Consider the following 25,597-nt stretch of genomic DNA (forward strand, 5'->3'; position numbering starts at 1 on the left):
CCCAAGATAGCCCTCCGCTTGGAGCCGCTAAGGCTAAACAGCCGCCGCATAACGATGTGCATCAACCCCGCCGCTTATAACCCCTTCGTCGGATAAGGCCCACTGCTATCAACGAGACGGCATTACTGGCGTCATACCACACTCTCAGTGGATCAACAGCAGGTAAGGAGCACGGCATGACCCAGGCAGTCGACATCAAGGACGCCACCAATCCTACGGCGCTTGCGGACTTGCAAGTCGCGAGGGCCACTAGCCAGGCCAGCAGCAACCCGGTCGAACTCATCGTGCAGGGCACTCCTGGCAACGACTCCCTACGCGGTGGGCTGGCCAATGAACTGCTGATGGGCGGGGACGGTAACGACTATATAGTCAGCGGGGGTGGCAACGATGTGATGGTCCCCGGTGCCGGAGCCGACTCCTTGAGCGGCGGCGCCGGCAACGATGTATTCCGCTTCGAGCGCATCAGCGACAGCTATATCAATGGCGCAGGTGAGTCCACCGATTCCATCAGCTATTTTGACCCCGCCCACGATATTCTCGACGTGTCGGCCCTGGGCTATAGCCATTTAGGCAACGGCTATGGCGATACCCTGCACATTCGTAGCGAGCCTTTGCGCGGTATTTATTTTCTGGAAAGCTACGAGCGGGACCAGAACGGCCATCGTTTTGCCGTGCAGTTTCTGGCCAACAGCGGCGTTATTACCGATGCCAACCTGCAACCGCTGATCAACGGTACCTCGCAGAGCAACCTGCTGGTGGGCACCGACGGCAGCGAAACGCTCAAGGCCGGCGCTGGCCGCGACACCGTTGAAGCGGGTGCGGGCAATGACCGGCTATTCGGCGGCGCCGGCGGCGACACTCTGAGCGGCGGCGCGGGTGCCGACACCTTCGTGTATACCCGGCTCAGCGACAGCTACCGCAACGATGCCAGTGGCAGCTACAGCAGCCGCGACCTGATCACCGACTTCAGTGGCAACGGCCATGACATGATCGACGTGTCCGCGTTGGGCTTCACCGGGCTGGGTAACGGCTACAACGGTACGCTGAAGGCGGTTCTCAACCTCGCCGGCGATGCTACCGCGCTTAAATCATTAGAGGCCGATGCCAACGGTAACCGCTTCGAAATTCTGCTCAGTGGCAACCATGTCAATGAGCTCAACGCCAGCACTGTGCTGTTCGCCCCGCCCAGTGATGCGACGGTTGTGACCAGCCCGCAGCCGATCACCCCGGTGAATCTGGCAGGCGGTGATAAGTCCGAAAAGCTTTATGGTTACTGGGGCAACGATACCCTGGCCGGTGGCGCCGGAAACGACATCCTCGAGGGCAACGCCGGTGACGACGTGCTGACCGGTGGGTTGGGCGCGGACAAGCTCACCGGCGGCACAGGCAACGACCGTTTCGTGTTCACTAGCAGCGCCGACAGCCATGCCGGCAGCAGCGACCTGATCACTGATTTCATCTGGGGCGAGGACAAGCTCGACGTCGCTGCGCTCGGCGTGACCGGTTTTGGCAACGGCCGCGACGGCACCTTGAGCATGACCTACGATGAAAACACTGACCGTACCTACCTGCGCAGTCGCGAGCCAGGCGCCGATGGGCATGCTTTCCAGGTCACGCTAGTAGGGTTCGACTACACGCGAGAGCTCACCAACGCCGACCTGGTGGTTGCCGATACGGCAGACGTGGCGCTGGTTGGTCAAACCGCCGTCGACCTCGCGAGCTGACATCACTTGAACAGCTCGCCCCACCTTTACTTGCCTGCTTTCGTGTCAGACACGAAAGCCCACTGAAACTTGGAACAGGCGCTCCCATTTCGGCTGATGCAACAAGCCAACGTAAATGACTGACTGCAAAACACCTCAAAACGTTGCGCAGTCGGCAAAATTATAAATAAAGCTAACTAATTCTTGGCAATAAAACCCTTTTAACCCAGAATTTGCGGGCGTTCAATCGCTAGCTGATGGTCTGAAAGCTACTCGATATAAGGAAATAAAATGGCGATGGTCTTCTGTCGTGGCTGCGCAAAGGAAATACATGAAACGGCACTCAACTGCCCGCAATGTGGCGCCAGTCAGGTCTCGGCAACTCCCGCGAAACAGCTACAACAGACTGGCTCTCCGTGGATGGCTATCGTCTCTCTGGTGCTGGGCATCCTCTGCTCGCTGGCATTGTTCGACGATGGTGAATGGGATCTGGATACCGTCGTCGGGCTCGGCATGTGCTCGATAGCCGGACTGGTTCTGGGCGTCATCAGCATCAATAAAAAGTTGCCTGGCAACGGAATAGCGATAGCAGGCACTGTCTTGTCAGCGGTATCGCTGCTGATATTTTTTGGATTAATAGCTAACTGATTTAGGGAAGAATGAGATGGTATTTTGTCGTGGTTGTGCAAAGGAAATCAGTGATGACGCTGGTACGTGTCCGCACTGCGGGGCTCCGCAGCTGGTTATTTCGCCAGCCAGTGCGAGCACCGATAACCCGCCTGCGTGGAGCTGGTATACAGACGTTCTGAAAAAATATGCGGTGTTCACGGGCAGAGCACGCAGAAAAGAATACTGGATGTTTTTTCTGTTCAACATCTTGATCTCGATTGTCCTCGGCTTTATCGGCGGGCTGATAGGTGATGGCGGCATTATCGCTAACCTTTACTCCCTGGCCGTGCTGGTCCCAGGTGTCGCGGTGGGTGTTCGCAGGTTGCACGACACGGATCGCAGTGGCTGGTGGCTGCTGGTACCGATTGCCAACCTCGTGTTTCTGATTCAGGAAGGTCATCCAGGACCTAACCGTTTTGGGCCAAGTCCTAAATAAAGACGGTGTGAAGATGTGGTCGTCTGGCCACATCTTCACAGGCTTTTCGCTGCCGCGCAGCCCATAGACGGAGTCACTTTTATATGGACACCTCTGACGGAACGTTACAAGGCACATGTCATTGCGGCGCTGTACGATTTCAAGTTCGACTTACTGACGGATTCAAGACCGTCCGGCGCTGCAACTGCTCCTATTGCCGGATGCGCGGTGCGATCGCGGTTTCAGCAGCCCTGGAGGATATAGAGATCACTTCCGGCGAGGCGCTGCTCAAGCTCTATCAGTTCAACACCCTGCAAGCGAAGCATTATTTCTGCTCACAATGCGGGATATATACACATCATCAACGACGCTCCAACCCGGCTCAGTACGGAGTTAACGTGGCCTGCCTTGAAGGAATCAGTCCATTTGATTTTGAACTGGTTCCAGTCAACGAGGGGCGAATTCATCCTGCGGATAAAGCTGCTGGAAGCGGGTCGGACATCGCTGGATACCTACGCTACATCCCTACTACTACTACTTCCTGAGATGAGGTAAATCGCTCGAGCGATCTCAGTGACCGCGCTGATCGAACGCTACTGACGCGCGCCCGGAAAATCGCATTTTCTGAAAATAACCGGAAGCCCCGGGGAATCTGGCTTATCGTGTTACTACAGCGTATGGGAAGCCACTGCGCCGCTACGGAAAATAGGCTGAACTTGTAACGGGCACGATCTCTCTCAATAACTACGCACACCTGTTTATAAGGAAAATACCATGTCCAAACTCGCAGAATACCGTCAGCTGGAAAAGCATCTCGCCGAGCAACTCCAGGCACTGGAGACGATGAAAGGCGACCAGGGGCTCAAGAAGGAAATCGAGTTCGAAACCAAGCTGCGCAAGCTGCTTGAGCACTATGGCTTCAGCCTGAAGCACATCATCAATCTGCTGGACCCACAGACTTCGTCCCGTGGGCAGACCGTCGAGAAACCAGCGGGCAAACGCAAACCGCGCGAACTCAAGGTTTATAAGAATCCGAAAACCGGTGAAGTAATCGAGACCAAGGGTGGGAATCACAAGATTCTGAAGGAGTGGAAGGCGGAGCATGGTTCCGATGTTGTCGAGGGTTGGCTGAAGAAGTAAAGCCTTGCCTGTCGATTGATTCAGGGCGTCGACTCTTCACCGTTGGCGCTGTTGAACAGCCGACGCCGGGAACGATCCGCGGCGGCTGTTCGTCTGACCTGTATCGACTCACTGAAAAGGTACAGCGCAATGGACAAGACGATCACCGTGGACCAACTGGCTTCCACCGACCTTAGATCAGTCAACGAAATATGGCTCGGCGGTACTCATACCGAGCTATGTCTGTGGCGTGGCAAACAAGTCCCTACCCACGACATGCTCAGCGAGGGAACCCACGATCAGAACGCCCGGCGCCTGTGCCTGCAACTGGTCGACCCCGACGATAAGGCTGCATTAGCCAGCGTCGAGGCGCTGGTTCGTGACAGGCTGGAAAGGATGGGAAGCAAGGGCGAGTTTTATCCGGCTGAGAATGTGGACACTCACCAGTAATCATTCTGATTACACGCGATTCTGTAGGCCTTGGGGCTGTCTTGCCGGACTGTAGCTTTGTGACGCAGAGCGTCACGAACTGCGTGCCAACGCGGAGCATTGGCACGATGGTCATCTCAGCATCCCATTCAGGCCATGGCTGCGGAGCGCGCTATAAAACGCGCCCCTACCTTCGCTTTGCTCTAGTCCATACTCGAACGCGTGTGACCTCAAAAAACAACCCTTTCACGCCATCTGGCAACGCCGTATTTGAAGCCCCGGTACAGCCTCGCTTCATTGATGAGGCCGCATTCCCGATACCGCCGAACAGGTGTCGACCACAACGCTCCGGACCTCGCCAGATGGTCAATCCGCATTCAAAAAGAGTAACCCTATGAGACCCCAGACTTCCTTCATCTTCGACCTGGACGGCACGCTGACCGACAGTGTTTATCAAAACGTCGCCGCCTGGAAAGAAGCGCTGGATGCAGAAGACATCCCGCTTGCGATGTGGCGTATTCACCGCAAGATCGGCATGAGCGGCGGGCTGATGTTGAAATCGCTGTCGCGTGAAACCGGCGTGAACATCAGCGAAGCACAAGCCGAACGGCTCAGCGAGAAACATGCTCAGGCTTACGAGCGGCTGCAAGGACAGATCATCGCATTGCCCGGCGCTGTCGAGTTGCTGGAGACGCTCGACAAGGAAAACCTCAAGTGGTGCATTGCCACCAGCGGCGGGATCGATACGGCGACGATCAACCTCAAAGCGCTGAAACTGGACATCAACACGATCAACATCGTCACGCGCGATGATGTGAGCTACGGCAAGCCCGATCCGGATCTGTTCCTGGCGGCCGCAAAGAAGATAAACGCTCCGATCGACGAGTGCCTGGTGATCGGTGATGCGATCTGGGACATGCTGGCGGCGCGTCGCTGCAAGGCAACCGGCGTCGGCCTGCTGTCGGGCGGCTATGACATCGGCGAGCTTGAGCGTGCTGGCGCGTTGAGGGTGTATGAGGACCCGCTGGATCTGCTGAATCATCTGGACGAGATCGCTTCTCGGCCTTGAATCTACGGATTCATCGTTTCCGATCCATGTGAGCAGCTCAACGTACCTGCAGGAACACGTTTGAGCTGTTGCATCACCTCAGTGCGACGGTTGTACCTCCTCAGCCCGGCAGAGCGCCGCCGCCCTCATCCGAGACGCTGTCGGCGTCGTCCACTTCCGGCTCACCTTCATCGTAAGTCTCGTCGTGTTCCGTACGCTTCTTCAACTCGTCGCCTTTTTTCGGGCCGACGCCGGGTCTGTTCGCGTTCATGGCGAGGACCGGGTCTGCTTCGCGGTCGTACTGGCCGAGTTGCGGGCTGGCGGGGTCTTCTTTGGGCACGCTGTCTGTGAGTATGTGATCGGTTGTCATGTCAGCCACCTTTTTCGTCTGCCAAATAATGTGGACGTGGCATCGGGCCGAGGGTTCGATTCAATCGATGAGCGTGGCTGCGCTCAGCCGCCAAACGATGCGTATTGCAAGGGCAGGCCGGTGGTGAATTTGATCTGCTCCATGGCGAAGCTGGAGCTCACGTCGCTGATGCCGGGGATGCTGATCAATTGCTTGTACACCGCGTCGTACCCTGCAATGTCGGCTACGACGATGCGCAGCATGTAGTCGGTGTCACCTGCCATGCGGTAGCACTCGACCACTTCAGGCAGCTCGCCGACAGCAGCGTGAAACTGTTCGAGCCAGGCGGCGTTGTGCTGGTTGGTGCGGATGGCGGCGAAGACGCTGACTGACACGTTCAGCCTTTGCGGATTGAGCAGCGCGACCCGGCGGTCGATGATGCCGGCTTCTTCCAGCTTCTGGATACGCCGCCAGCACGCGGTACTGCCCAGGCCGATACGCTCGGCGATGTCCGCCACCGAACGGGTGCAGTCGGTTTGCAGGATGTCGAGGATTGCCCGGTCGAATTTGTCCATTAGCGGTTTCCTGCGTTAGTCGCTCTACATTGATCGTGCGGAACGATGGAGGTCTGACTGCGGTAACTATCGTGCCAATGCTCCGCGTTGGCATGCCTTTCGTGACGCTCTGCGTCACCCAGCGGTGCAGCACCTCGCACCCCGGATTGGACGCGGAGCGTCCAGAACTGCATTCCCACGCGGAGCGTGAGGAACGATAGGTGTCCGGCTCTGATTCCGCGCCTTACTCAGCATGACTATCGTGCCAATGCTCCGCGTTGGCATGCCTTTCGTGACGCTCTGCGTCACACGACTGTGCAGCACCTTGTACCCCCGGGGTTTGACGCGAAGCGTGCGGACATCGGGTGTCTGGCTGCGATTCTGCGTCTGATGCAGCATCCTAGAATTTTTAATCGTAAAAATCCAAGCTTAAGCGAATAATTTTTCGAATTGGCTGCTGATGTCCGTGTAAATATCAAAAAATTTTCGCGTGCGGATCAGTAATCTTTCAAGCAGTCGGTCTGGTGATGCCAGCCCTTGATTTTGACTCGATTACAAAGCGAATTGCCCATGACCACCTCTGCGCTCTATCTGGATTACGCCGCCACCACACCTGTCGACGAACAGGTCATCGAAGCCATGGTTGCCTGCATGGGGCGCGAAGGTCATTTCGGCAACCCGGCATCCAGCGGGCACGGTTATGGGCAGGTGGCGCGGCAGGCCGTTGAACAGGCACGCGCGCAGGTGGCCGATGCGGTGGGTGCGCCTGTCGACACCATTGTCTGGACCTCCGGCGCTACCGAGTCCAACAACCTGGCGATCAAAGGCATCGCTCATGATGCCAGCGCGCCACGCCGGCACATCATCACCAGCGTCCTGGAACACAAGGCCGTGCTCGACACCGTCAGCACGCTGGAGCGTCAGGGCTTTACCGTCACCTGGCTGAAACCGGACGCTCAGGGCCTGATCCAGCCTCACGCGGTACAGGCTGCCTTGCGCGAAGACACGCTGCTGGTGTCGCTGATGCTGGTGAACAATGAGCTGGGTACGCTGACCGATATCGCCAGCATTGGCGCCCTGGTGCGCGAGCACGGTGCGCTGTTTCATGTGGACGCTGCGCAGGGCGTCGGCAAGGTGAAGATCGATCTGGCGAGTCTGGCCGTCGACCTGATGTCGTTCTCGGCGCACAAGGCCTACGGCCCCAAGGGCATAGGCGCGCTGTACGTGGGCCCGCGTGCTCACTCGTTGTTGAAAGCGCAGATTCACGGCGGCGGACATGAAGGCGGCTTTCGTTCGGGCACATTGGCCACCCATCAGATCGTCGGCATGGGCACGGCCTTTGCGTTGGCGATCAGCCAGGCCGAAACTGAAAACCGTCGTATCGAAGGGCTGAGTCGTCACCTGCGCGAAGGCCTGTTGAGTCTGCCGGATGTGCAACTCAACGGCTGTCCGCAACAACGCATCCCGCACACCCTGAACCTGTGCATCACCCGCAGTGGCTTCACCAGCTCGCAGTTGTCCCACAGCCTGGCGTTGTCCTCGACGTCCGCGTGCAACTCGGCCAGCAATGCACCCTCGCATGTGCTGCTTGCTCTGGGCATGGACCCTGCCAAGGCCCTGGCCAGCGTGCGCGTCAGCCTCGGCCGCTACACCACGCAGGCAGATGTCGAGCGCGCCATCGAGGTGTTCAGCAAGGCGCTCAGCGCACCTGCTGCGTTCTGGTAATTGACGATACCTACAGGCCGCCCGAATCCAGGGCGGCTCTTTCCCGGCGCACCCGCGCCAATCTGCCGAGTTGATACCCGCCGGGGTCAGCGGCTGCGCCTTGCAGCCGCAAAAACTCGTGTCCAGATGAAAATGTACTCCTCCAGATACAAAAAGACACAAATTGGCACAGTTCTTTCAAGTGGAACGGTCGTGCCATAAACCAATGGTGCACGCTGCATTCATGGGGTGCTTACACGCACCAAAGTGCAGTTCACGGACGTCAGAGCGTCCACAAACAGTGCAGGGGAGCAGACCACAAGTCTTGCTGCCCGCCAGGAAAGGAATCTAGCTGTGCCCTATCAGTATTGCGTCAGACCACCGTTACGCTGGCAATCCACACCTTGGGCAGCACCTGCCTCAAGCGATGCCTGCACGGTCGCTTCACCCTTGTCCCGATCTGCGTGTTGTTATTCGACGGCCCTGCACGTCTGGACTTAAGACATTTTGCGTGTGCCTTGAAAGTTCTGATGATGAATCAGGACCTGGCGCGCCCGTGCGCGTAAGAAGTACATAGCGGGCTGTTTTTAATTAAAAGACGGTCGACCTATAAAGAGTGGCTGACACTTTGTTTTAAGTGGTTTCATTTTGCCATTATCTGCGAATGGCTTTTATTTCAATAACGATAACTGTCCACACAACCGCCGTACCTACACGGAGCATTATATTGATGAAGCGCTGATCAACTAACGCACCAACGTGATCCTCGTGACACAGTATTGGTGCATCAAGGAAAGTGACTTGCAGGTCATGATTTTCGAACGCGTCTGCTCAAGCAGAGGGTCATTGTTTGCCTGTTTTTTTGTTCGAAGTTTTATGCACGTGTGCAGGTTTGACGTCAATGAAACGGGGAATCGATAAAAAGTTATACGAATGCGACACCCGCTCTGCATCAACGGTTCCAGTCGAGGCGTTCTGGCACAGCGGTTGCAATGTAAGCAGTCAGGAACATCGCTGTACGTCCCCGTACATGACGATAAGAAGCAAGGATTTGCAATGCCAGTGCCCTGATTAAAGAAGTCTTTTGACCGTTTGAGTTCGCCGTGTGCGCACCCACCGCGTTGCCCTGCCCATCAACAATGTGCAGGTCTTCATCAATCGAACAGTGACCCATTGTTCGAGCGGATTTTTATTGCCCTTTAACTACCCGAGGGAGCGTTAATGAATGATGCGGTAATAATGAAGGCGGTCCCCTCTTCCTCGCCCGATGACACTTCGACGGCGTGGCAGGGTATTCCTTTCAGCGCCAATACGTCACGCCCGGGCGGCCTTAACAAGCCGCAAGTAATGGTGTTGATTGCTGCGTCGGTACTTATTCATGGTGTGATCTGGTGGTACATGCAAACGGCCCAGCCAGACGTGCCGGAAGTTGCGCCACAGGTTCCGGAAATGACCATTGAACTGACCAGCCCGACGCCACCCGCACCGGAACCGCCGCCGCCCGAGCCACCACCTCCGCCGCCTCCACCGCCTCCCCCCGAACCGGAACAACCGGTCGAGGACCCGGACGCGGTCGAACCGCCGCCCAAACCGGTGGAAAAACCCAAGGTCGAGAAGCCCAAGCCGGTCAAGAAAGTCGAGCCGGTGAAAAAGCCTACGCCGCCTGCGCCAACGCCTGCCGCCGCACCCAGCCCGCCCGCGCCGCCAACACCTGCGCCCGCGCCGCCGGCACCTGCTGCGCCACCGGCTCCGGTCAAGGAAAGCGCTGCGGTATCCGGGCTCGCCAGCCTGGGCAATCCACCGCCGGAATACCCGGGGCTGGCCTTGCGACGCAGTTGGGAAGGTCGCGTGATTCTGCGCATCAAGGTGCTGCCCAATGGCCGCGCCGGGGCTGTCGAGGTGACCAAATCCAGCGGCAAACCGGTACTGGACGAAGCGGCCGTGGAGGCTGTGCGCAACTGGAAGTTCATACCGGCCAAACGCGGTGACACGCCGATAGAAGGCTTCGCGACGCAGACCATCGACTTCAAGTTGCCGGAATGATCCGGCGCATGACAACCGACTATTCAATTATCAAAGCTGGTGAGGTTTAAACCATGAACGCATCGCTCTCTTCCATGATCGTCCCCGCCGTGCTCTGGGCACTGATTCTGTTTTCCGTATTGAGTTGGGCACTGTTGCTGATCAAGTCGGCGCAGTACGTCCGCCAGAAGTCCCAGAACAAGCAATTCACCAAAGCCTTCTGGAGCGCACCGGACCTGCTCACTGCGGCCGAGCACTCCGCGCAATACCCCGGGGCGCTGGCGCGTATTGCCAACAGCGGCTTCGAAGCCATGTCGGTCGATGAGTCGCCGCGTACCACGCAACAATTGGCGCACACCATCAACCGCTCGGACCGTCTGGAGCGCAACCTGCGCCAGCAGATACAGAAAGAGCGTCGCGCGCTGGAAAGTGGCCAGGCGATTCTCGCCAGTATCGGCAGCACCGCGCCCTTCATCGGCCTGTTCGGTACGGTCTGGGGGATCATGGAAGCGCTGCAAAGCATCGGCGTGACCGGCTCGGCCAGCCTCGAAGCGGTCGCCGGCCCCATCGGTCATGCGTTGGTCGCCACCGGTGTGGGTATCGCCGTCGCCGTGCCGGCAGTGCTGATCTACAACTTCTTCCTGCGCCGCCTCAAGCTCGCCGTGGCCGACATGGATGACTTCGCCCACGACTTCGACGCCCTCGCCCAGCGCAGCGCCTTTGCCGTTACACGCCAGCCCATCGCCAGCAAGAATGGTCATGCCGTTCGGGAGGCCAGCTAATGTCTTTCTCCACTCAGGACAGCGATGAAGTGCTCAGCGAAATGAACGTCACGCCGCTGGTCGACGTGATGCTCGTGCTGCTGGTGGTGTTCATCGTCACCACGCCGCTGATGACCAACGCGATCAAGGTCAACCTGCCCAAGACCGACGCGGTCGCCCCCGCCGAGAAGAAAAACCCGGTGGTGGTCAGCGTCGATCAGGACGGCAAGTTCTACCTCGCCAAATCGGAAATCGCCCCCGAACTGCTGGAAAAAAGCCTGCAGGACGAGAAAGCCAAGGACCCGGAAATCCGCGTCCAGTTGCAGGCCGATACCGCCGTGAATTATGGCCAGGTGGCCAAGGCCATGGCCTCCATCGAACGCTCCGGCATTACGAAAATATCCGTCATGACAGCGAAATGACGCTCGACTGACCGGGTGGCTTCGCCTCGCGAAGCCGTCTGACCCGACCCCCGTGAATACGGTTGTCCGTGGGCTGAAAAGCCCCTGGAGGGGAGCGGCTTGCTGGAAAAAGAAGAAGTGGAACTCCCGCTCGGCACAACCGCGTCGGGAACAGAGGGCTCACAAGGCCATTTCAATAATGTCTGGATCAAGTCGGAACTAACCATGCTGATGAATCTTCCCGGTTGCACCCTCAAACCACTGGCCCTCGCGGTCCGGCGTCATCCACGTGCCCTGCTCTGCGCATTGGCCATGGGCATGAGCGGTGCCCAGGCGGCAGACGCCGTCGATGCGGACACCAGCGGCTCGGCCGTGTCCACCGGTGCAGCGGTTGTGCCTGCCACGACCCAGCTGCAACGCGTCGAAGTGACCGGTTCGGCGATCCGCCGGGTCGATGCCGAAACCGCCGTGCCGATTACCATCCTGCGCGCCGATGACCTGAAGAAACAGGGCGTGACCACCACCCAGGAAATGGTCCAGCGCATCACCGGCAGCCAGTCGATCCAGAACAGTGCGGGCTCGATCGGCGCCAGCACCGGCGGCGCTTCGTTCGCCGACATGCGCGGCATCGGTGCGAACAAGACGCTGGTGCTGCTCAATGGTCGTCGTCTGGCCAACAACGCGATTTCCGGTGTAGGCACACCCAACGGCAGTGCCATCGACCTGAACATGATTCCGTTCGCCGCCATCGACCGCGTGGAAGTGCTGCGTGATGGTGCCTCGGCGCTGTACGGCACCGACGCCATTGGCGGCGTGATCAACTTCATCACCAAAAAATCCCTGACTGACGGCACCCTGACCCTCGGCGGCGAGACGCCGACTGCCAGTGGCGGCGGTGCGACCAAGGACATGAGTGCCAGCTGGGGCTTCGGTGATCTGGAAGAAGACCGCTTCAACGTCATGGGCGTGGTCAACTACAACAAGCAGCAGAATCTGGACGCCAACGATCGCTCGTTCACCCGGGATTACCAGCCGGGACGCGGGCTCAATCAGACTTCCGGTACGGCCTACCCGGCCAACTATTATCAGGGCGACAATTCCGCTAACCCGCTCGGCAGAAACTGCAGCGGTCCTAACCTGATTGCCAGCAACGGCATCTGCCGGTTCAGCACCCGCGAATACATCGACCTGATCCCGCAGACCGAGAAAACCTCATTCTTCGGCAAGGCCACCGGCAAGCTGGCCGACGATCACAACGTCAGCCTCGAATACTTCTGGGCCCGCAACAACAACCACACCGGCATCGGTCCGGCACCGTTGACCGGTCTGTCGCTGGACTCCTCATCGCCCTTCTACCCCGGCAACGGCATTACCCCGGCACCGACCGATTTCACCCTCGACCCGACGCAACCGGTCAGCACCGCATGGCGCGAAACGGCAGCGGGCGCACGAGGCTCAAGTGACCAGAACACCAGCCAGCGCTTTCTGCTGAATTTCGACGGGCTTGTGGGCGGCTGGGACTATAACGTCGGCGCTTCGTACAACCAGAACAAGGTGCTGTCCTCAGTGACCAGCGGTTTTGTCAGCGACTCGGCGATGCTGAACGGCCTTGCCAATGGCGTCCTCAACCCGTTCGGCCCGCAAACGGCACAAGGGCAGGCGCTGATCGATGCCAGCGAATACCACGGTCAGTACTCCAGCGCTGTGGGGCGTGTGGCCGGGCTGGATGCGCGCATCAGCCGGGAAATCGGCGACTGGTTCGGCGCGGGCCCGTCCGGTCTGGCGCTCGGCGGCGAATACCGCAAAGAGAAGATGCATCAGGACTTCGACCCCTTCGTCAACGACATCAGCAGCCTGGGTCTGGACGCAGCCGGCAGCGTAGAAGGCGACCGCAGTGTCAAAGCCGAATACGCCGAACTGAACGTTCCTGTACTGGACAGCCTGGAGCTGACCGCTGCTGTTCGTCACGATAAATACAGCGACTTCGGCAGCACCACCAACCCGAAATATTCGTTCCGCTACCAGCCGTTCAAGCAACTGGTGGTGCGTGGTGCCTACAGCGAAGGCTTCCGTGCGCCGTCGCTGTATGAACTCTATGCGCCGCGCAGCCTGAGCTACACCCAGGGCTACTACAACGACCCGGTACTCTGTGCCGGTGGCACCGTGCAACCCGGCGGTAACGCGGGTCGCGATTGCGCGCAGCAGTTCCTCAACAACAGTGGCGGCAACACCGAGCTGGCCCCGGAAAAAGCCCGCAACATGACCCTGGGCTTCGTCTATCAGCCGGTCAACAACCTGTCGATGGGCCTGGATTTCTGGTGGATTCATATCTCCAACCAGATTCAGTCGTTCCCCGAGTCGACCGTGTTCGATGACCCCAACACCTACGCCGACCGCTACGTGCGCGCTGCCGACGGTTCGATCGCCAACATCGTCACCGGCAACGCCAACCTGGGCATCGTCAAGACCAGCGGTGTCGACGTAACCCTCGACTATCGCTTCCCGAACACGCCTTACGGCCAGTTCGGTCTGGGCATGACCGGCACCTACGTCACCCGCTACGACTTCCAGAACATCATCGACGGCCCATACACCGACAAGGTCGGCGACTTCCAGGGCGACGGGGTGATTTCGCGCTGGAAACACGTGCTGACCGGTACCTGGGCACTGGGCGATACCCGCGCCTCCATCACCAACCGCTTCACCAGCGGCTACAACGACTACGACCGCACCACCAATGCGCGGGTCGCGTCGTATGCGCTGTGGGACATGTCGGTGGGTCATACCTTCGACAAGGTGCTGGATATCGATGCCGGAGTGCGCAATATGTTCGACCGCAACCCGCCGTTCTCCAACCAGGCCTACAACTTCCAGTCCGGCTACGACCCTCGTTACGCCGACCCGCTGGGCCGCACCCTGTTCGCCCGCGCGACTTACCACTTCTGAGTGTGACGACGTGGCCCATACACGCTCCGTGGGCCACGTCAGATTGCGAGCTCGCCCCCTCCGGCCCAGGTTTCATCCGCCTTCCCCGGCCGGGGGCTTTTTCGCAGCGTTCCGTCATTCAGTGCGTACGAGGAAAGCCCCACCATGTCGCGTCTTAACCGTTTTCTGCGGCGCCTGCTTCTGGGTGTTGCGCTGTGCAGTGGCTGGCAGACAGTGCTGGCGACGCCGACCCACGCCTTGACCGTCTATGGCGAGGCAGCGAAATACCCGGCCGGCTTCCAGCACTTCGATTACGTCAACCCGAACGCCCCCAAGGGTGGTTCGCTGACCCGGTCGGCGGAAGAAATCGGCCAGTTCAATTACCTCAATCCCTACGTCGATCAGGGCATCAATGTGCGCGAGGTCGAAAGCTGGGTGTACTCGCCACTGGCCTATCGCTCGCTGGATGAGCCGTACACGGTGTATGGCCTGATCGCGGAAAAGATGGAGATGGACCCCGACGGTCTGTGGATTCGTTTTTTCCTCAACCCCAAGGCGCGTTTCGAGGACGGCAAGCCCGTCACCGCCGAAGACGTGCGCTACACCTTCGAGCTGATGACCACCAAGGGCAGCTTCAGCTATCGACCGATGTTCGCCGACGTCAAAGAGGTGACCATCGAAGGCCCGCTGCAGATTCGCTTCGACTTCAAGAACAACCTCAACCGCATGCTGGCGCTGGACATTGCCAGCCTGCACATCCTCCCCGAACACTGGTGGAAGACCCGCGACTTCGCCAACGGCGGCGGTTTCGAGCCGCCGCTGGGCAACGGGCCGTACCGGGTCGCCAGGGTCGACGCCGGACGCAGCGTCACCTTCGAACGGGTCAAGGACTGGTGGGGCAAGGACCTGCCGGTCAGCCGTGGCCTGTACAACTTCGACACGCTCACCGTGAATTACTACGGCGACACCGAAATCGCTCGCCAGCTGCTGCAGGCCGGGACGTTCGACTACAACCGCGAGTTCTCCTCTTCCGGCTTCGTGGTCGGCTACAGCGGCCCGGCAATTGACGACGGGCGTCTGCAAAAGCGCATCCTCGCAACGCAGCGTCCGGTCGCCGCGCAGGGCTTTGTGTTCAATCTGGACAAGCCCATGTTCAAGGACCGCCGCGTCCGCGAGGCGCTGTCGTTGCTGTGGGATTTCGACTGGATCAATCGCCGGGTCATGCGCAATTTCTACGTGCGCGAACAAAGCTACTTCCCGAAAAGCGACATGGCCGCCACCGAGCTGCCGACCCCGGCCGAGCTGAAGATCCTCGAGCCCTTGCGCGGCCAGGTGCCGGACGAGGTGTTCAGCAAGGTCTATCAGCCACCGAAAACCGACGGCAGCGGTTACATCCGTGACAAGCAGTTGCAGGCCCTCAAGCTGCTGGCCGAGGCCGGCTGGCACCCGAAGGACAACAAGCTGGTCAACGCGGCGGGCGAGCCGATGGTGTTCAGTTTTCTCGATGGTCAGGGCGGCTTCGACCGGCTGATTCTGCCCTTCAAGCGCACCCTGGCGCAGATCGGCATCACGCTGGATTTCCTGCGCATCGATTCGGCGCAGTACATCAACCGGCTCAATGCGCGGGACTACGACATGATCGTGGTCAGCCTGCCGAAAAACGGCAATCCGATCATCTCCCCGGGCCGTGAGCTGTACAACCTGTACGGCTCGCAAAGCGCCACCGAAGTGGGCAGCTCCAACGCCATGGTGCTGCGCAATCCCGCGGTGGACACGCTGATTGACGGGCTGGTCAGCGCCAATACGCGCAACGACATGGTGCTCTACGCGCGGGCGCTGGATCGGGTCCTGCAATGGGGTTACTACATGATCCCCAACTACTACTCCAAGGGCACGCCGCTGGTGTTCGCCAACCGTTTCGGCATGCCCGACGTGGCACCGATCTATGACGTGGGCCTGGAAACCTGGTGGCAGATCAGCCCGACGCCGCTGACCAACGCTCAGGCCACTGCGCTGACCGGCAAGCCTGCCGCCGCCAAGGAGTACTGAGATGCTGGCTTATGTGATTCGACGCCTGCTGCTGATCATTCCCACGCTGCTGGCCATTCTGATCGTCAACTTCCTGATCGTGCAGGCCGCCCCCGGCGGCCCGGTCGAGCAGGCCATTGCGCGCATTCAGGGCTTCAGCCCCAACGGTGTGGGCGGCGGCGGGGGCGAAGTGGCTGCCTCCGGCACTGCGAGCCGCAGCACCCGCGGGCTGGACCCGGCGCTGATCGAGCAGATCAAGCAACACTACGGTTTCGACAAGCCGATGCACGAGCGGCTATGGCTGATGCTCAAGAACTACGCGCAACTGGACTTCGGCACCAGCTTCTTCCGCGGCGCGCCAGTCACCGAACTGATCGCGCAAAAGCTTCCGGTGTCGCTGTCCCTCGGGCTCTGGGCGACGCTGATCACGTACCTGATTTCCATCCCGCTGGGCATTCGCAAGGCGGTGCGGCATGGCAGCGCGTTCGATGTCTGGAGCAGCACGCTGGTGATCATCGGTTACGCCACGCCCGCGTTTCTGTTCGCCATCCTGCTGATCGTGGTGTTCGCCGGGGGCAGTTACCTGAGCTGGTTTCCGGCGCAGGGGCTGTTCTCGGACAACTTCGACAGCCTGAGCACCTGGGGCAAGGTGAAGGACTACCTGTGGCACTTGGTGCTGCCGGTCAGTTCGCTGGTGATCGGCGGGTTCGCCACGCTGACCATCCTCACCAAGAACAGCTTTCTCAACGAGATCAGCCGCCAGTACGTGGTCACGGCGCGCGCCAAGGGCCTGACCGAGCATCGCGTGCTGTACGGCCATGTGTTTCGCAACGCCATGTTGCTGGTCATCGCCGGTATTCCACAGGCCTTGATCGAAGTGTTTTTCGCCGGCTCGTTGCTGATCGAAACCATCTTCGGCCTCGATGGTTTGGGGCGTATGAGTTACGAAGCGGCGGTGTCGCGGGATTACCCGATTGTGTTCGGCACGCTGTTTCTGTTCACGCTGTTCGGCCTGCTGATCAAGCTGATCGGTGACCTGTGTTACACGCTGGTCGACCCACGCATCGACTTTTCCGCGAGGAGCGCCTGATGTTCGAGTTCTCTCCCCAGACCCGGCGCCGCTTCGACCTGTTCAAGGCCAACCGTCGCGGTTGGTGGTCGCTGTGGATCTTCATCGGCCTGCTGCTGGTGTGCCTGTGCGGCGAACTGATCGCCAACGACAAGCCGCTGCTGATCCGCTACGACGGGCAGTTGTATTACCCGGTGTTGCACACCTACATGGAAACCGATTTCGGCGGCGAGCTACCCTTCGAGCCGGACTATGCCAGCGACTACGTGCGCAAGCTGATCGCGGCGAAAAACGGCTGGATGCTGTTCGCGCCGATCCCGTTCAGCTACGACACCATCAACTACGACCTGGACGCGCCATCGCCTAGCCCGCCGGACCACATCAATTGGCTGGGCACCGACGAGCAGGCCCGTGATGTGCTGGCGCGTGTGCTGTTCGGCGCGCGGATTTCCATTCTGTTCGCGCTGCTGCTGACCGCGATCAGCACGGTGATCGGCGTGTGTGCCGGGGCGATTCAGGGTTACTACGGCGGCATGACCGACCTGATCGGCCAGCGCATTCAGGAGATCTGGTCGGGGCTGCCGGTGCTGTACCTGCTGATCATTCTGTCCGGCTTTGTGTCGCCGAGTTTCTGGTGGCTGCTGGGGATCATGGCGCTGTTCTCCTGGCTGTCGCTGGTGGACGTGGTGCGTGCCGAGTTCCTGCGCGGGCGCAACCTGGAATACGTCAAGGCCGCCCGCGCACTGGGCCTGACCGATGCCGCGCTGATGTGGCGGCACATCCTGCCCAACGCGATGACCAGCACCCTGACTTACCTGCCGTTCATCATCACCGGCGCCATCGCCACCCTCACTGCGCTGGATTTTCTCGGCTTCGGCATGCCGGCGGGCAGTGCGTCGCTGGGCGAGCTGATCGGCGAGGCCAAGCGCAATCTGCAAGCGCCCTGGCTGGGGCTGACGGCGTTCGTGGTGCTGGCCCTGATTCTTTCTCTGCTGGTGTTCATCGGCGAAGCCTGCCGCGACGCGTTCGATCCTCGGAGCTGACATGCACGACAACCTGATTGAAATTCGCGACCTGCGGGTCGCCTTCAACGGCCACGAAGTGGTGCATGGCGTCAGCCTCGACATCCGCCGTGGCGAGTGCCTGGCGCTGGTGGGCGAATCCGGCTCGGGCAAGTCGGTCACGGCGCATTCGATTCTGCGTCTGTTGCCGGCGAAAACCGTCAGCACCCAGGGCTCGATTCGTTACGACGGGCTGGATTTGGTGACTGCCAGCGACAAGCAGTTGCGCAGCCTGCGCGGCAACCGGGTGGCGATGATTTTTCAGGAGCCCATGAGTTCGCTGAACCCGCTGCACACGGTCGAAAAACAGATCGGCGAAATCCTCGTGACCCACAAGGGCCTCAAGGGCAAGGCTGCGCTGAGCCGCACCCTGGAGCTGCTGGAACTGGTCGGCATTCGTGATCCGCTGTCACGTCTCAAGGCGTATCCGCATCAACTGTCGGGCGGGCAACGGCAGCGCATCATGATTGCCATGGCGTTGGCCAACGAGCCGGATCTGCTGATCGCCGACGAGCCGACCACCGCACTGGATGTGACCGTGCAGGTGAAGATTCTGGAGTTGCTCAAGTCTCTGCAACAGCGGCTGAACATGTCGCTGCTGCTGATCAGCCACGACCTCAATCTGGTGCGGCGCATCGCCCAGCGGGTCTGCGTGATGCGTGAGGGCGAGATCGTCGAGCAGGCCGATTGCCAGACCCTGTTCGACAGCCCGCAACACCCGTACAGCCGTCTGCTGATCAATGCCGAGCCGGATGGTGAACCGGTGCCGTCCACGCACAGCAACACGCTGCTGTCGGTGCAGGACCTGAAGGTCTGGTTCCCGCTGGGCAAGGCCTGGTTCAAGCGTGAGCCGCAGTATGTGAAGGCGGTGGACGGGGTGAGTTTCGAGCTGCTCAAGGGCAAGACCCTGGGCATTGTCGGCGAGTCGGGTTCGGGTAAATCGACCCTGGGCCAGGCGATTTTGCGCCTGGTCGATTCAGAGGGCAGCATCCGCTTCGGCACCAAGGAACTGAGCCTGCACAGCCAGCACCTGATGCGCCCGTTGCGCCGCCAGTTGCAGGTGGTGTTTCAGGACCCGTTCGGCAGCCTCAGCCCGCGGATGACCGTGGAGCAGATCATTGCCGAGGGCCTGGTGACGCACAACATCGGTACGCCGAAAGAGCGTGAACAGACGGTGATCCGCGTGTTGCAGGAAGTCGGCCTGGACCCGGCCACCCGGCATCGTTACCCGCACGAGTTTTCCGGCGGTCAGCGCCAGCGTGTTTCCATCGCACGGGCGCTGGTGCTTGAGCCGGACCTGATCCTGCTCGACGAGCCGACCTCGGCGCTCGACCGGACCGTGCAAAAGCAGATCGTCGCCCTGCTGCGCGACCTGCAAATCCGGCATGGCCTGACGTACCTGTTCATCAGCCATGACCTGGCGGTGGTTCACGCCCTGGCCCATGACCTGATCGTGATCAAGGACGGCAAGGTGGTCGAGCAGGGCCCGTCCCGCGAGATCTTCGCCGCACCGCAGCAGGCCTACACTCAGGAACTGCTGCGTTCGTCGGGGCTGGTGTTTGCCTGAACGCGAAAACTACGCGTGAAAGCTCTTGCCCAGCGCTTCCAGGCGAATGGCCAGTGGCGACAGGCTCTGGCTGCTGGTCGCCAGCACACCGATATTGGCGGCGGTGTGTTCGGCAATGGTCTGCACCGAGCGCAACTGATCGGCAATTTCCCGGCTGACGGCGGACTGCTGTTCGGTCGTCGTGGCAATCAGGCCGTTGAGCTGAGTGATATGGCCGATGCCTTCGCCGACGGCGCGCAGGGATTGTGAAGCGCGCTGGCTGTCCTCGACACAACGCCCGACACCCTGCAGGCTGTCGCTCATGGCCGTAGCGGCCTGACGACTGCCTTTTTGCAAGTCTTCGATGATGGTCTGGATTTCCTTGGTCGAGGCTGCTGTGCGCTGCGCCAGGTTGCGTACCTCATCGGCCACCACCGCAAAGCCTCGGCCCTGCTCACCGGCGCGGGCGGCTTCGATTGCAGCGTTGAGGGCCAGCAGGTTGGTCTGCTCGGCAATGCTGCCGATCACGTCCAGCACCTTGCCGATCTGTTCTGACTGGTTGGCCAGAGCCTGCACGGTTTCATCGGTGGTCGTGATGCGCGCGGCAAGCTGGGTGATTTCGCTCTGCGCACGGTCGACACTGTCGCGCCCATGAGCGACCTGATCACTGGCGTCACCGGCCCGCTGCACGGCTTGCGCGACGTGGCTGGAGATATCGTTCATAGCATCGCCCATGCGCTGCATCGCGCCGGTCATGCGGGCGATTTCACTGAGCTGATGCTGTGCACCGGTTTCCAGCGTACCGCTGGCCTTGGCGAGGTCATGACCCAGCTCGCCAAGCCCGCGAGTGTCACGCACTACGCCATCGACCAGGCCGGTGATCTGCGCCAGGAACTGCTCGAAACGCTGCGCCAGAGAGACATGTTTGCCCGACTGCTGGCTGGACTGGTTATCGGTAGAGAACTGGTTGGTGGTGGCCAGCATGCGATCGAGCATGTCCTGATTCTCGACCGCCTCGGCCTGATTCTGCACCGCCAGGTACACCAGAATCGCGCTTTCAACCACCACATACACCGCATGCACAAGCACCATGCTCCAGCCGAAGCCGTGGTGCATGACGTACACCGGGAAGCCGGAATGCTGCAGGGCATGGAAACCGATGTGGTGGAGGGCGATGGTGACGGCAGCGACCAGAATCGGCAGCCAGTCGCGGTAGAAGGTCAGCACCGCGAGCAGGACAAAGATGCCGAAATGTATCTCGACCTGCCCGTGGGTCTGATTGATGTGCAGCGCGGTCATGACCATCAGGCCTACACCGAAACAGCAACGCATCAATCGGGTGCCGCCGATGGCCCGATACAGCCCGGTCAGCACCACCGCGGTGCCACCACCGACGACAACGGCCTGGGTGAAGGTGTCGAACCAGAACGCCAACCCGAGCGCGTAGATGAACAACAGCCAGATCAGACCCAGCATGATCCGGTCGGCCTTGCGGTAATGGTCAAGGAAACGAGGGGCTACGGGCATCGAACACATCCTTTTGAAATCCATGGCGACAGGGGCCCCTGCCGGTTTTCAAATCTGCACGAGCAAAAGCCCGGCCAAAGTGCCGTCCGGATAGTAGCGCTATGCCAGAATTTCAGACATACCTATTCTTTGCCGGCACTCAGGGCTACGTGTGCGGAGCGGCGCAGATCTGTGACGCGGAGCGTCACGCAAGGCGTTCCCACGCTGGAGCGTGAGGAACGATAGTCGTCAGGGAGATCGCGGAACCGGCGAACGCTATCGTGCCCATGCTCCGCGTGGGTATGCCGTTCTGGACGCTCTGCGTCCTCTCCGGGCTAGAGCTTCAGTGGCGCAACAGTTTGCGCAGCGGCACGCCGTCTTTCATGACCGGGGATTTGATGACGATGTAGCTGAAGTACTTGGAGATGCCGATGTTCTTGTCCAACAGCTCTTCGATCACTTCCTGATAATGCTGAATGCTGCGGGTCATGAAGCGCACCAGGTAATCGTAGCCGCCGCTGATCAGGTGGCATTCCAGCACTTCGTCGACGTGACGGATATTGGCTTCGAATTTGGCGAAGTCTTCGCGCTTGTGGTCGCTGAGGGAGATTTCCGTGAACACGGTGACCGATTCGGTGATCTTGGCCAGATTAAGGTGCGCCTTGTAGCTGGAAATGTAACCTGCCGACTCCAGGCGTTTGACGCGTTGCAGGCAAGGGCTCGCGGAAAGTCCGACGGCATCGGCCAGGCTGACGTTGGTCATGCGCCCGTCTTTCTGGAGTTCTACCAAAATATTGATATCAATCCGATCCAGTTTGACCAAGCCTTCCATTACCTACCTCATGTATTGCCATTCACGGTGCCTACCTTCTAGCAAAATCAGCGCCGTAAAGACAGCTGATGCTGAGCGACCAGATCAGCCATGCTGTTGATACAGATATCCGCCGTGCAGGGCTGGCTGTGCTGTTCCCGACCACGCCGGATCAGGCACAACCCACCGCTCGCCAGCGCCGAGGCCGGGGGGCGGGAGACAAACAGGGTTTCGCGCGGCTCCAGATCCATATCGGCAAGCCAGCCCGTGTCGTCCAGCGGGTGGGTGGTCAGTGACAGCAGGCTGTCGGGCTCCAGCCCCAGTCGCTCGCACAGCAGACCGCGATCCTGCAGGTCGCGGTCGGCGTACACCAGCAATCGATAGAACTTGCGCAGGTAGAGCATCGCACCGGGCGCATCTTCGAACAGCGTCCAGTTCGGGACGGAGCGGGCGAAGGTCATGCCCTCTTCCCAACTGGCCTTGATGCCCAGGCGTTCGGCCAGCTGGCGGTGCGCGAAGCACAGCAGGCCGCTGAAGCCCAGTTCGTCAAAGCGTGGGTACAAGGTGCGGACCACGTCATTGAATTCGATCAGCACCTGGTCTTTCGCCGGCGTGTTCAGGCTGTTGTCCAGCAACGGCTGCAACGCCGACCAGACTCCCGAATCACGGTCCACCAGCACTTCATCACAATCGATCAGCAGTGCGCGGTAATCAATAAGCCCCATGGCAGGCAACGTCTCCATTCAACAATGATTCCCGGCGCGGGTGATCGCAGCGTCTCGCGACAGCTGCGATCACGCTTGCGCTCAGCTGGACTTCAATACTCGTGCCAACGCCGCGTCGAGAATGCCCAGCGCTTCATCGATCTGCTGCTCGGTAGTCACCAACGGAGCCAGGAAGCGCAGGACGTTGCGGTACACGCCGCACTTGATCACCAGCAGGCCGCCAAGACGCGCCTGATCGATCACCTTCTGGTTGAGATCAGCGTCCGGACTGCGTGCCGCGTCATTCTTGACCATCTCCATGGCGAGCATGAAACCGGTGCCGCGCACGTCGCCAATGCAGGCGTAACGCTCCTTGAGCTTGAGCAGACCGGCGCGCAGGTGTTCGCCCAGCTGTTCGCCACGTGCCAGCAGGTTTTCCTGCTCATAGGTGTCGATCACTGCCAGTGCCGCGGCGCAGGACAGCGCATTACCGCCGTAGGTGCCGCCCAGGCCGCCCGGAAGCGGTGCGTCCATGATCTCGGCACGCCCGACCACGCCCGACAGCGGCATGCCGCCCGCGAGGCTCTTGGCCACGGTCACCAGATCAGGCTGGATGCCCGAATGCTCGAAACCGAACCATTTGCCGGTACGCCCGAAACCGGACTGGATTTCATCGGCAATCAGCACGATGCCGTGTTGTTCGGTCAGCGCACGCAGGGCCTTCATGAACTCGACTGGCGCAGTCAGGAAGCCGCCGTCGCCCTGCATCGGCTCGATCAAGATCGCCGCCACGCGCTCCGGGGCAACCTGGGTCGCCAGCAGTTCATGCAGCGCCGCCAGCGCGACTTCGCTGGTCACGCCGCGATACTCGTTCGGGTACGGGGTGTGGAACACCTCAGGCGCCATGGGGCCGAAATTCTGTTTGTACGGCTGGGCCATGCCGGTCAGCGTGGTGCCAAGCAGTGTACGGCCATGAAAGCCGCCACGGAACGAGATGATTGCCGGGCGATTGGTGTGGGCGCGGGCGATTTTCACCGCGTTTTCGACCGCTTCGGCGCCGGAAGTGAAAAGCACCGCCTTGTGATCGATGCCGCTCTGCCCCGCAATGAGATGGCTCAGGCGTTTGGCCAGATCCAGATAGGGCTGATAGGACGCCACCTGAAAGCAGGCGTGGGTGACTTTGGTCAGTTGCGCCTGAATCGCCGCGACCACGTTCGGGTGGTTATGGCCGATGTTCAACACGCCGATACCGCCGACGAAATCCAGATAGCGTTTGCCATCGACGTCCCACAGCTCAGAACCCTGCGCGCGGTCGATGACCAGCGGGTGAGCCGTGACAATCCCGCGCGGCACGAACTGATCGCGCTGGCGGAGCAGATGAGGGGTTTCGTCGACTTTGCTGTTCATGGTTATACCTGTCGTGGGCCAGGCAGCCGGCGGGGTGGCTGCGATGCTGTTCAGGTTAAGCGTTCAGCGAAATGATCTACGCCGAACTTGCCCCCTCAGATGTCCATATCGACTGTTTTTCGCCTTGCAAACGGCAGATTCCTTCATGCCCGCACATCACCATGCAATCTGCCGGATAGCCGCGCTTTTCGGACATTGGAGCGGCCAGGAAGCAGGCGTTTCGACAGATCATGCTTTGCATTTGCGGCATGATGGGGCTCCCCTTTCATGCTCAGGAAACGCCCATGCCCGCCCTGCTCTACAAAGCCGATCCCGCACGTGCCGAACGCTGGCGCGTCCTGTTTGCCGAGCACGCGCCGGACATCGAGTGGCGGGTATGGCCGGACATCGGCGACCCGGCCGACATCCACTATCTGGGCGCCTGGCTGGCGCCCGATGATCTGCAGGAACTGCTGCCCAACCTGAAAGTGCTGTTTGCCCTGTCGGCAGGTGTGGACCAGCTGGACCTGAGCCGTATTCCGAAATCGATGCCGGTGGTGCGTCTGCTGGACCCCGGCATCAGTCACGCGATGTGTGAGTACGCAACCTTTGCCGTGCTGAGCCTGCACCGGGAAATGCTGCGTTATCGGCAGCAGCAAGTTGAAGGCGTCTGGAAAGCTCACCCGCTGATACCGGCGAACCAACGCCGAGTCGGCGTGATGGGGCTGGGGTTGCAGGCGCAGCATATTCTGTCGAGCCTCAAACCGTTCGGTTTCGAGCTGTCGGGCTGGGCGCGCAGCGAGCATCGAATCGACGCTGTGCAGTGCTATGCCGGAGAAGAGCAACTGGACGCATTTCTGGGGCAGTGCGACATTTTGCTGTGTGTGCTGCCGCTGACCGGCCAGACCGAAGGCATCCTCAATCGTCGGCTTTTCGAACAATTGCCCAAGGGCGCCGCGCTGATCAATATGGGCCGTGGCGGGCATCTGCTGGAAGCGGAGCTGATTGAAGCGCTGGACAGCGGTCAACTCAGCGCTGCAGTGCTGGATGTGCTGCAGCAGGAACCGGCAGCAGCCGACCATCCGTTCTGGACACACCCGAAGATCCTGCTGACCCCGCATGTGGCGGCCATGACCCAGCCGGAAAGCGCCTTTCCTGGCCTGCTCGATAACATCCGCCGTTTTGAGCGTGGTGAAGCGATGCAAGGACAGGTGGATCGCGGCCAGGGTTATTAACTGACGATCGCCCCCACGCTCGCACCCCGCGTCATACACAAGTCTGCTTTTGATTCTGGCCTGAGGCCGTAGGAGCGAACCGGGCGACGCTTCGCTTGTTCGCGAAAGCTGCCTCAACTGCCACGCCTGGCAATCGACCTCAACGGCATGGT

23 protein-coding genes are annotated in these 25,597 nt (G+C 60.2%); 17 read left to right on the forward strand and 6 right to left on the reverse strand.

From position 1 onward, the window contains the following. Positions 1-176 precede the first annotated feature (176 nt). The 7 genes from KBY08_RS25220 (at position 177) to KBY08_RS25250 (ending at position 5,404) form a co-directional block, all read left to right on the forward strand. Positions 177-1,724 carry a M10 family metallopeptidase C-terminal domain-containing protein gene (locus KBY08_RS25220; protein ID WP_111522353.1) on the forward strand — a complete coding sequence of 516 codons (1,548 nt, stop codon included), beginning with the start codon at positions 177-179 and terminating at the stop codon, positions 1,722-1,724. A gap of 270 nt (positions 1,725-1,994) precedes the next feature. Further along, positions 1,995-2,351, forward strand: a complete 357-nt coding sequence (locus tag KBY08_RS25225) for a DUF4190 domain-containing protein (protein ID WP_003318145.1) — start codon at positions 1,995-1,997, stop codon at positions 2,349-2,351. Between the two features lie 16 nt (positions 2,352-2,367). Then, complete coding sequence (locus KBY08_RS25230; RefSeq protein WP_011266210.1) at positions 2,368-2,808, forward strand: DUF805 domain-containing protein; 441 nt, start codon at positions 2,368-2,370, stop codon at positions 2,806-2,808. Positions 2,809-2,891: 83 nt separating this feature from the next. Next, positions 2,892-3,332, forward strand: a complete 441-nt coding sequence (locus KBY08_RS25235; RefSeq protein WP_080377202.1) for a GFA family protein — start codon at positions 2,892-2,894, stop codon at positions 3,330-3,332. Between the two features lie 229 nt (positions 3,333-3,561). After that, on the forward strand, positions 3,562-3,927 hold the full coding sequence (locus tag KBY08_RS25240) for a histone-like nucleoid-structuring protein, MvaT/MvaU family (RefSeq protein ID WP_003401678.1): 366 nt from the start codon (positions 3,562-3,564) through the stop codon (positions 3,925-3,927). A 129-nt stretch (positions 3,928-4,056) separates the two neighbouring features. Continuing rightward, complete coding sequence (locus tag KBY08_RS25245; protein ID WP_003401679.1) at positions 4,057-4,356, forward strand: hypothetical protein; 300 nt, start codon at positions 4,057-4,059, stop codon at positions 4,354-4,356. 373 nt (positions 4,357-4,729) lie between these two features. After that, positions 4,730-5,404 (forward strand): HAD family hydrolase, encoded by a 675-nt coding sequence (locus KBY08_RS25250; protein ID WP_024652641.1) that lies wholly within the window; start codon positions 4,730-4,732, stop codon positions 5,402-5,404. Positions 5,405-5,504: 100 nt separating this feature from the next. Here the strand turns inward: KBY08_RS25250 and KBY08_RS25255 are convergent, their stop codons facing one another. Further along, the gene (locus KBY08_RS25255) at positions 5,505-5,753 is read right to left on the reverse strand and encodes a hypothetical protein (RefSeq protein ID WP_011266213.1); all 249 of its coding nucleotides are present in this window, start codon (positions 5,751-5,753) and stop codon (positions 5,505-5,507) included. 83 nt (positions 5,754-5,836) lie between these two features. Further along, positions 5,837-6,307, reverse strand: a complete 471-nt coding sequence (locus tag KBY08_RS25260; protein ID WP_002555835.1) for an Lrp/AsnC family transcriptional regulator — start codon at positions 6,305-6,307, stop codon at positions 5,837-5,839. Positions 6,308-6,856: 549 nt separating this feature from the next. On the opposite strand from KBY08_RS25260, the gene KBY08_RS25265 reads away from it, so the two are divergent. From KBY08_RS25265 to KBY08_RS25305, 9 genes are all read left to right on the forward strand, one after another. Next, entirely contained in the window at positions 6,857-8,011 is a 1,155-nt protein-coding gene (locus KBY08_RS25265) for a cysteine desulfurase family protein (RefSeq protein ID WP_058822493.1), read from the forward strand. A 1,200-nt stretch (positions 8,012-9,211) separates the two neighbouring features. Then, complete coding sequence (locus KBY08_RS25270) at positions 9,212-10,033, forward strand: energy transducer TonB (protein ID WP_111522351.1); 822 nt, start codon at positions 9,212-9,214, stop codon at positions 10,031-10,033. 74 nt (positions 10,034-10,107) lie between these two features. After that, complete coding sequence (locus KBY08_RS25275) at positions 10,108-10,794, forward strand: MotA/TolQ/ExbB proton channel family protein (RefSeq protein WP_032607544.1); 687 nt, start codon at positions 10,108-10,110, stop codon at positions 10,792-10,794. Next, positions 10,794-11,195 (forward strand): ExbD/TolR family protein, encoded by a 402-nt coding sequence (locus KBY08_RS25280; protein ID WP_002555939.1) that lies wholly within the window; start codon positions 10,794-10,796, stop codon positions 11,193-11,195. Before KBY08_RS25275 ends, KBY08_RS25280 begins: the two co-directional genes overlap by 1 nt. A gap of 99 nt (positions 11,196-11,294) precedes the next feature. After that, positions 11,295-14,120 (forward strand): TonB-dependent receptor, encoded by a 2,826-nt coding sequence (locus KBY08_RS25285; RefSeq protein ID WP_225651296.1) that lies wholly within the window; start codon positions 11,295-11,297, stop codon positions 14,118-14,120. A gap of 144 nt (positions 14,121-14,264) precedes the next feature. Further along, positions 14,265-16,148 carry an extracellular solute-binding protein gene (locus KBY08_RS25290; RefSeq protein ID WP_111522350.1) on the forward strand — a complete coding sequence of 628 codons (1,884 nt, stop codon included), beginning with the start codon at positions 14,265-14,267 and terminating at the stop codon, positions 16,146-16,148. A gap of 1 nt (position 16,149) precedes the next feature. After that, on the forward strand, positions 16,150-17,217 hold the full coding sequence (locus KBY08_RS25295) for a microcin C ABC transporter permease YejB (protein WP_003413943.1): 1,068 nt from the start codon (positions 16,150-16,152) through the stop codon (positions 17,215-17,217). Beyond that, the gene (locus KBY08_RS25300; protein ID WP_003437297.1) at positions 17,217-18,239 is read left to right on the forward strand and encodes an ABC transporter permease; all 1,023 of its coding nucleotides are present in this window, start codon (positions 17,217-17,219) and stop codon (positions 18,237-18,239) included. The genes KBY08_RS25295 and KBY08_RS25300 overlap by 1 nt, the downstream gene beginning before the upstream one ends. Position 18,240: 1 nt before the next feature. Continuing rightward, complete coding sequence (locus KBY08_RS25305; RefSeq protein ID WP_024641302.1) at positions 18,241-19,824, forward strand: ABC transporter ATP-binding protein; 1,584 nt, start codon at positions 18,241-18,243, stop codon at positions 19,822-19,824. A gap of 9 nt (positions 19,825-19,833) precedes the next feature. Here the strand turns inward: KBY08_RS25305 and KBY08_RS25310 are convergent, their stop codons facing one another. The 4 genes from KBY08_RS25310 to gabT form a co-directional block, all read right to left on the reverse strand. After that, positions 19,834-21,330 carry a methyl-accepting chemotaxis protein gene (locus KBY08_RS25310; protein WP_024652635.1) on the reverse strand — a complete coding sequence of 499 codons (1,497 nt, stop codon included), beginning with the start codon at positions 21,328-21,330 and terminating at the stop codon, positions 19,834-19,836. A gap of 322 nt (positions 21,331-21,652) precedes the next feature. Further along, a complete protein-coding gene (locus KBY08_RS25315) occupies positions 21,653-22,141 on the reverse strand; it encodes an Lrp/AsnC family transcriptional regulator (RefSeq protein WP_002555947.1) in 489 nt (162 codons plus the stop codon). A 47-nt stretch (positions 22,142-22,188) separates the two neighbouring features. Then, positions 22,189-22,845, reverse strand: coding sequence for an HAD family hydrolase (locus tag KBY08_RS25320; protein WP_032607659.1), 657 nt, complete (start codon positions 22,843-22,845; stop codon positions 22,189-22,191). 81 nt (positions 22,846-22,926) lie between these two features. After that, the gene (gabT, locus tag KBY08_RS25325) at positions 22,927-24,231 is read right to left on the reverse strand and encodes a 4-aminobutyrate--2-oxoglutarate transaminase (RefSeq protein WP_103359420.1); all 1,305 of its coding nucleotides are present in this window, start codon (positions 24,229-24,231) and stop codon (positions 22,927-22,929) included. A 284-nt stretch (positions 24,232-24,515) separates the two neighbouring features. Between gabT and KBY08_RS25330 the strand changes: the two genes are divergently transcribed. Continuing rightward, positions 24,516-25,445 (forward strand): 2-hydroxyacid dehydrogenase, encoded by a 930-nt coding sequence (locus tag KBY08_RS25330; RefSeq protein WP_103359421.1) that lies wholly within the window; start codon positions 24,516-24,518, stop codon positions 25,443-25,445. Positions 25,446-25,597 lie beyond the last annotated feature (152 nt).

The organism is Pseudomonas sp. P135 (assembly GCF_020312125.1).
In the GTDB taxonomy this organism is placed as follows: domain Bacteria; phylum Pseudomonadota; class Gammaproteobacteria; order Pseudomonadales; family Pseudomonadaceae; genus Aquipseudomonas; species Aquipseudomonas fragariae.

Bases quoted from the DNA above. Each gene is read 5' to 3' on its own strand.
- KBY08_RS25315 (WP_002555947.1), bottom strand. From the start codon at position 22,141: ATGGAAGGCTTGGTCAAACTGGATCGGATTGATATCAATATTTTGGTA.
- KBY08_RS25220 (WP_111522353.1), top strand. From the start codon at position 177: ATGACCCAGGCAGTCGACATCAAGGACGCCACCAATCCTACGGCGCTT.
- KBY08_RS25290 (WP_111522350.1), top strand. From the start codon at position 14,265: ATGTCGCGTCTTAACCGTTTTCTGCGGCGCCTGCTTCTGGGTGTTGCG.
- KBY08_RS25225 (WP_003318145.1), top strand. From the start codon at position 1,995: ATGGCGATGGTCTTCTGTCGTGGCTGCGCAAAGGAAATACATGAAACG.
- KBY08_RS25260 (WP_002555835.1), bottom strand. From the start codon at position 6,307: ATGGACAAATTCGACCGGGCAATCCTCGACATCCTGCAAACCGACTGC.
- KBY08_RS25235 (WP_080377202.1), top strand. From the start codon at position 2,892: ATGGACACCTCTGACGGAACGTTACAAGGCACATGTCATTGCGGCGCT.
- KBY08_RS25270 (WP_111522351.1), top strand. From the start codon at position 9,212: ATGAATGATGCGGTAATAATGAAGGCGGTCCCCTCTTCCTCGCCCGAT.
- KBY08_RS25250 (WP_024652641.1), top strand. From the start codon at position 4,730: ATGAGACCCCAGACTTCCTTCATCTTCGACCTGGACGGCACGCTGACC.
- KBY08_RS25245 (WP_003401679.1), top strand. From the start codon at position 4,057: ATGGACAAGACGATCACCGTGGACCAACTGGCTTCCACCGACCTTAGA.
- KBY08_RS25240 (WP_003401678.1), top strand. From the start codon at position 3,562: ATGTCCAAACTCGCAGAATACCGTCAGCTGGAAAAGCATCTCGCCGAG.
- KBY08_RS25265 (WP_058822493.1), top strand. From the start codon at position 6,857: ATGACCACCTCTGCGCTCTATCTGGATTACGCCGCCACCACACCTGTC.
- KBY08_RS25300 (WP_003437297.1), top strand. From the start codon at position 17,217: ATGTTCGAGTTCTCTCCCCAGACCCGGCGCCGCTTCGACCTGTTCAAG.
- KBY08_RS25330 (WP_103359421.1), top strand. From the start codon at position 24,516: ATGCCCGCCCTGCTCTACAAAGCCGATCCCGCACGTGCCGAACGCTGG.
- gabT (WP_103359420.1), bottom strand. From the start codon at position 24,231: ATGAACAGCAAAGTCGACGAAACCCCTCATCTGCTCCGCCAGCGCGAT.
- KBY08_RS25255 (WP_011266213.1), bottom strand. From the start codon at position 5,753: ATGACAACCGATCACATACTCACAGACAGCGTGCCCAAAGAAGACCCC.
- KBY08_RS25230 (WP_011266210.1), top strand. From the start codon at position 2,368: ATGGTATTTTGTCGTGGTTGTGCAAAGGAAATCAGTGATGACGCTGGT.
- KBY08_RS25280 (WP_002555939.1), top strand. From the start codon at position 10,794: ATGTCTTTCTCCACTCAGGACAGCGATGAAGTGCTCAGCGAAATGAAC.
- KBY08_RS25320 (WP_032607659.1), bottom strand. From the start codon at position 22,845: ATGGGGCTTATTGATTACCGCGCACTGCTGATCGATTGTGATGAAGTG.
- KBY08_RS25310 (WP_024652635.1), bottom strand. From the start codon at position 21,330: ATGCCCGTAGCCCCTCGTTTCCTTGACCATTACCGCAAGGCCGACCGG.
- KBY08_RS25295 (WP_003413943.1), top strand. From the start codon at position 16,150: ATGCTGGCTTATGTGATTCGACGCCTGCTGCTGATCATTCCCACGCTG.
- KBY08_RS25275 (WP_032607544.1), top strand. From the start codon at position 10,108: ATGATCGTCCCCGCCGTGCTCTGGGCACTGATTCTGTTTTCCGTATTG.
- KBY08_RS25305 (WP_024641302.1), top strand. From the start codon at position 18,241: ATGCACGACAACCTGATTGAAATTCGCGACCTGCGGGTCGCCTTCAAC.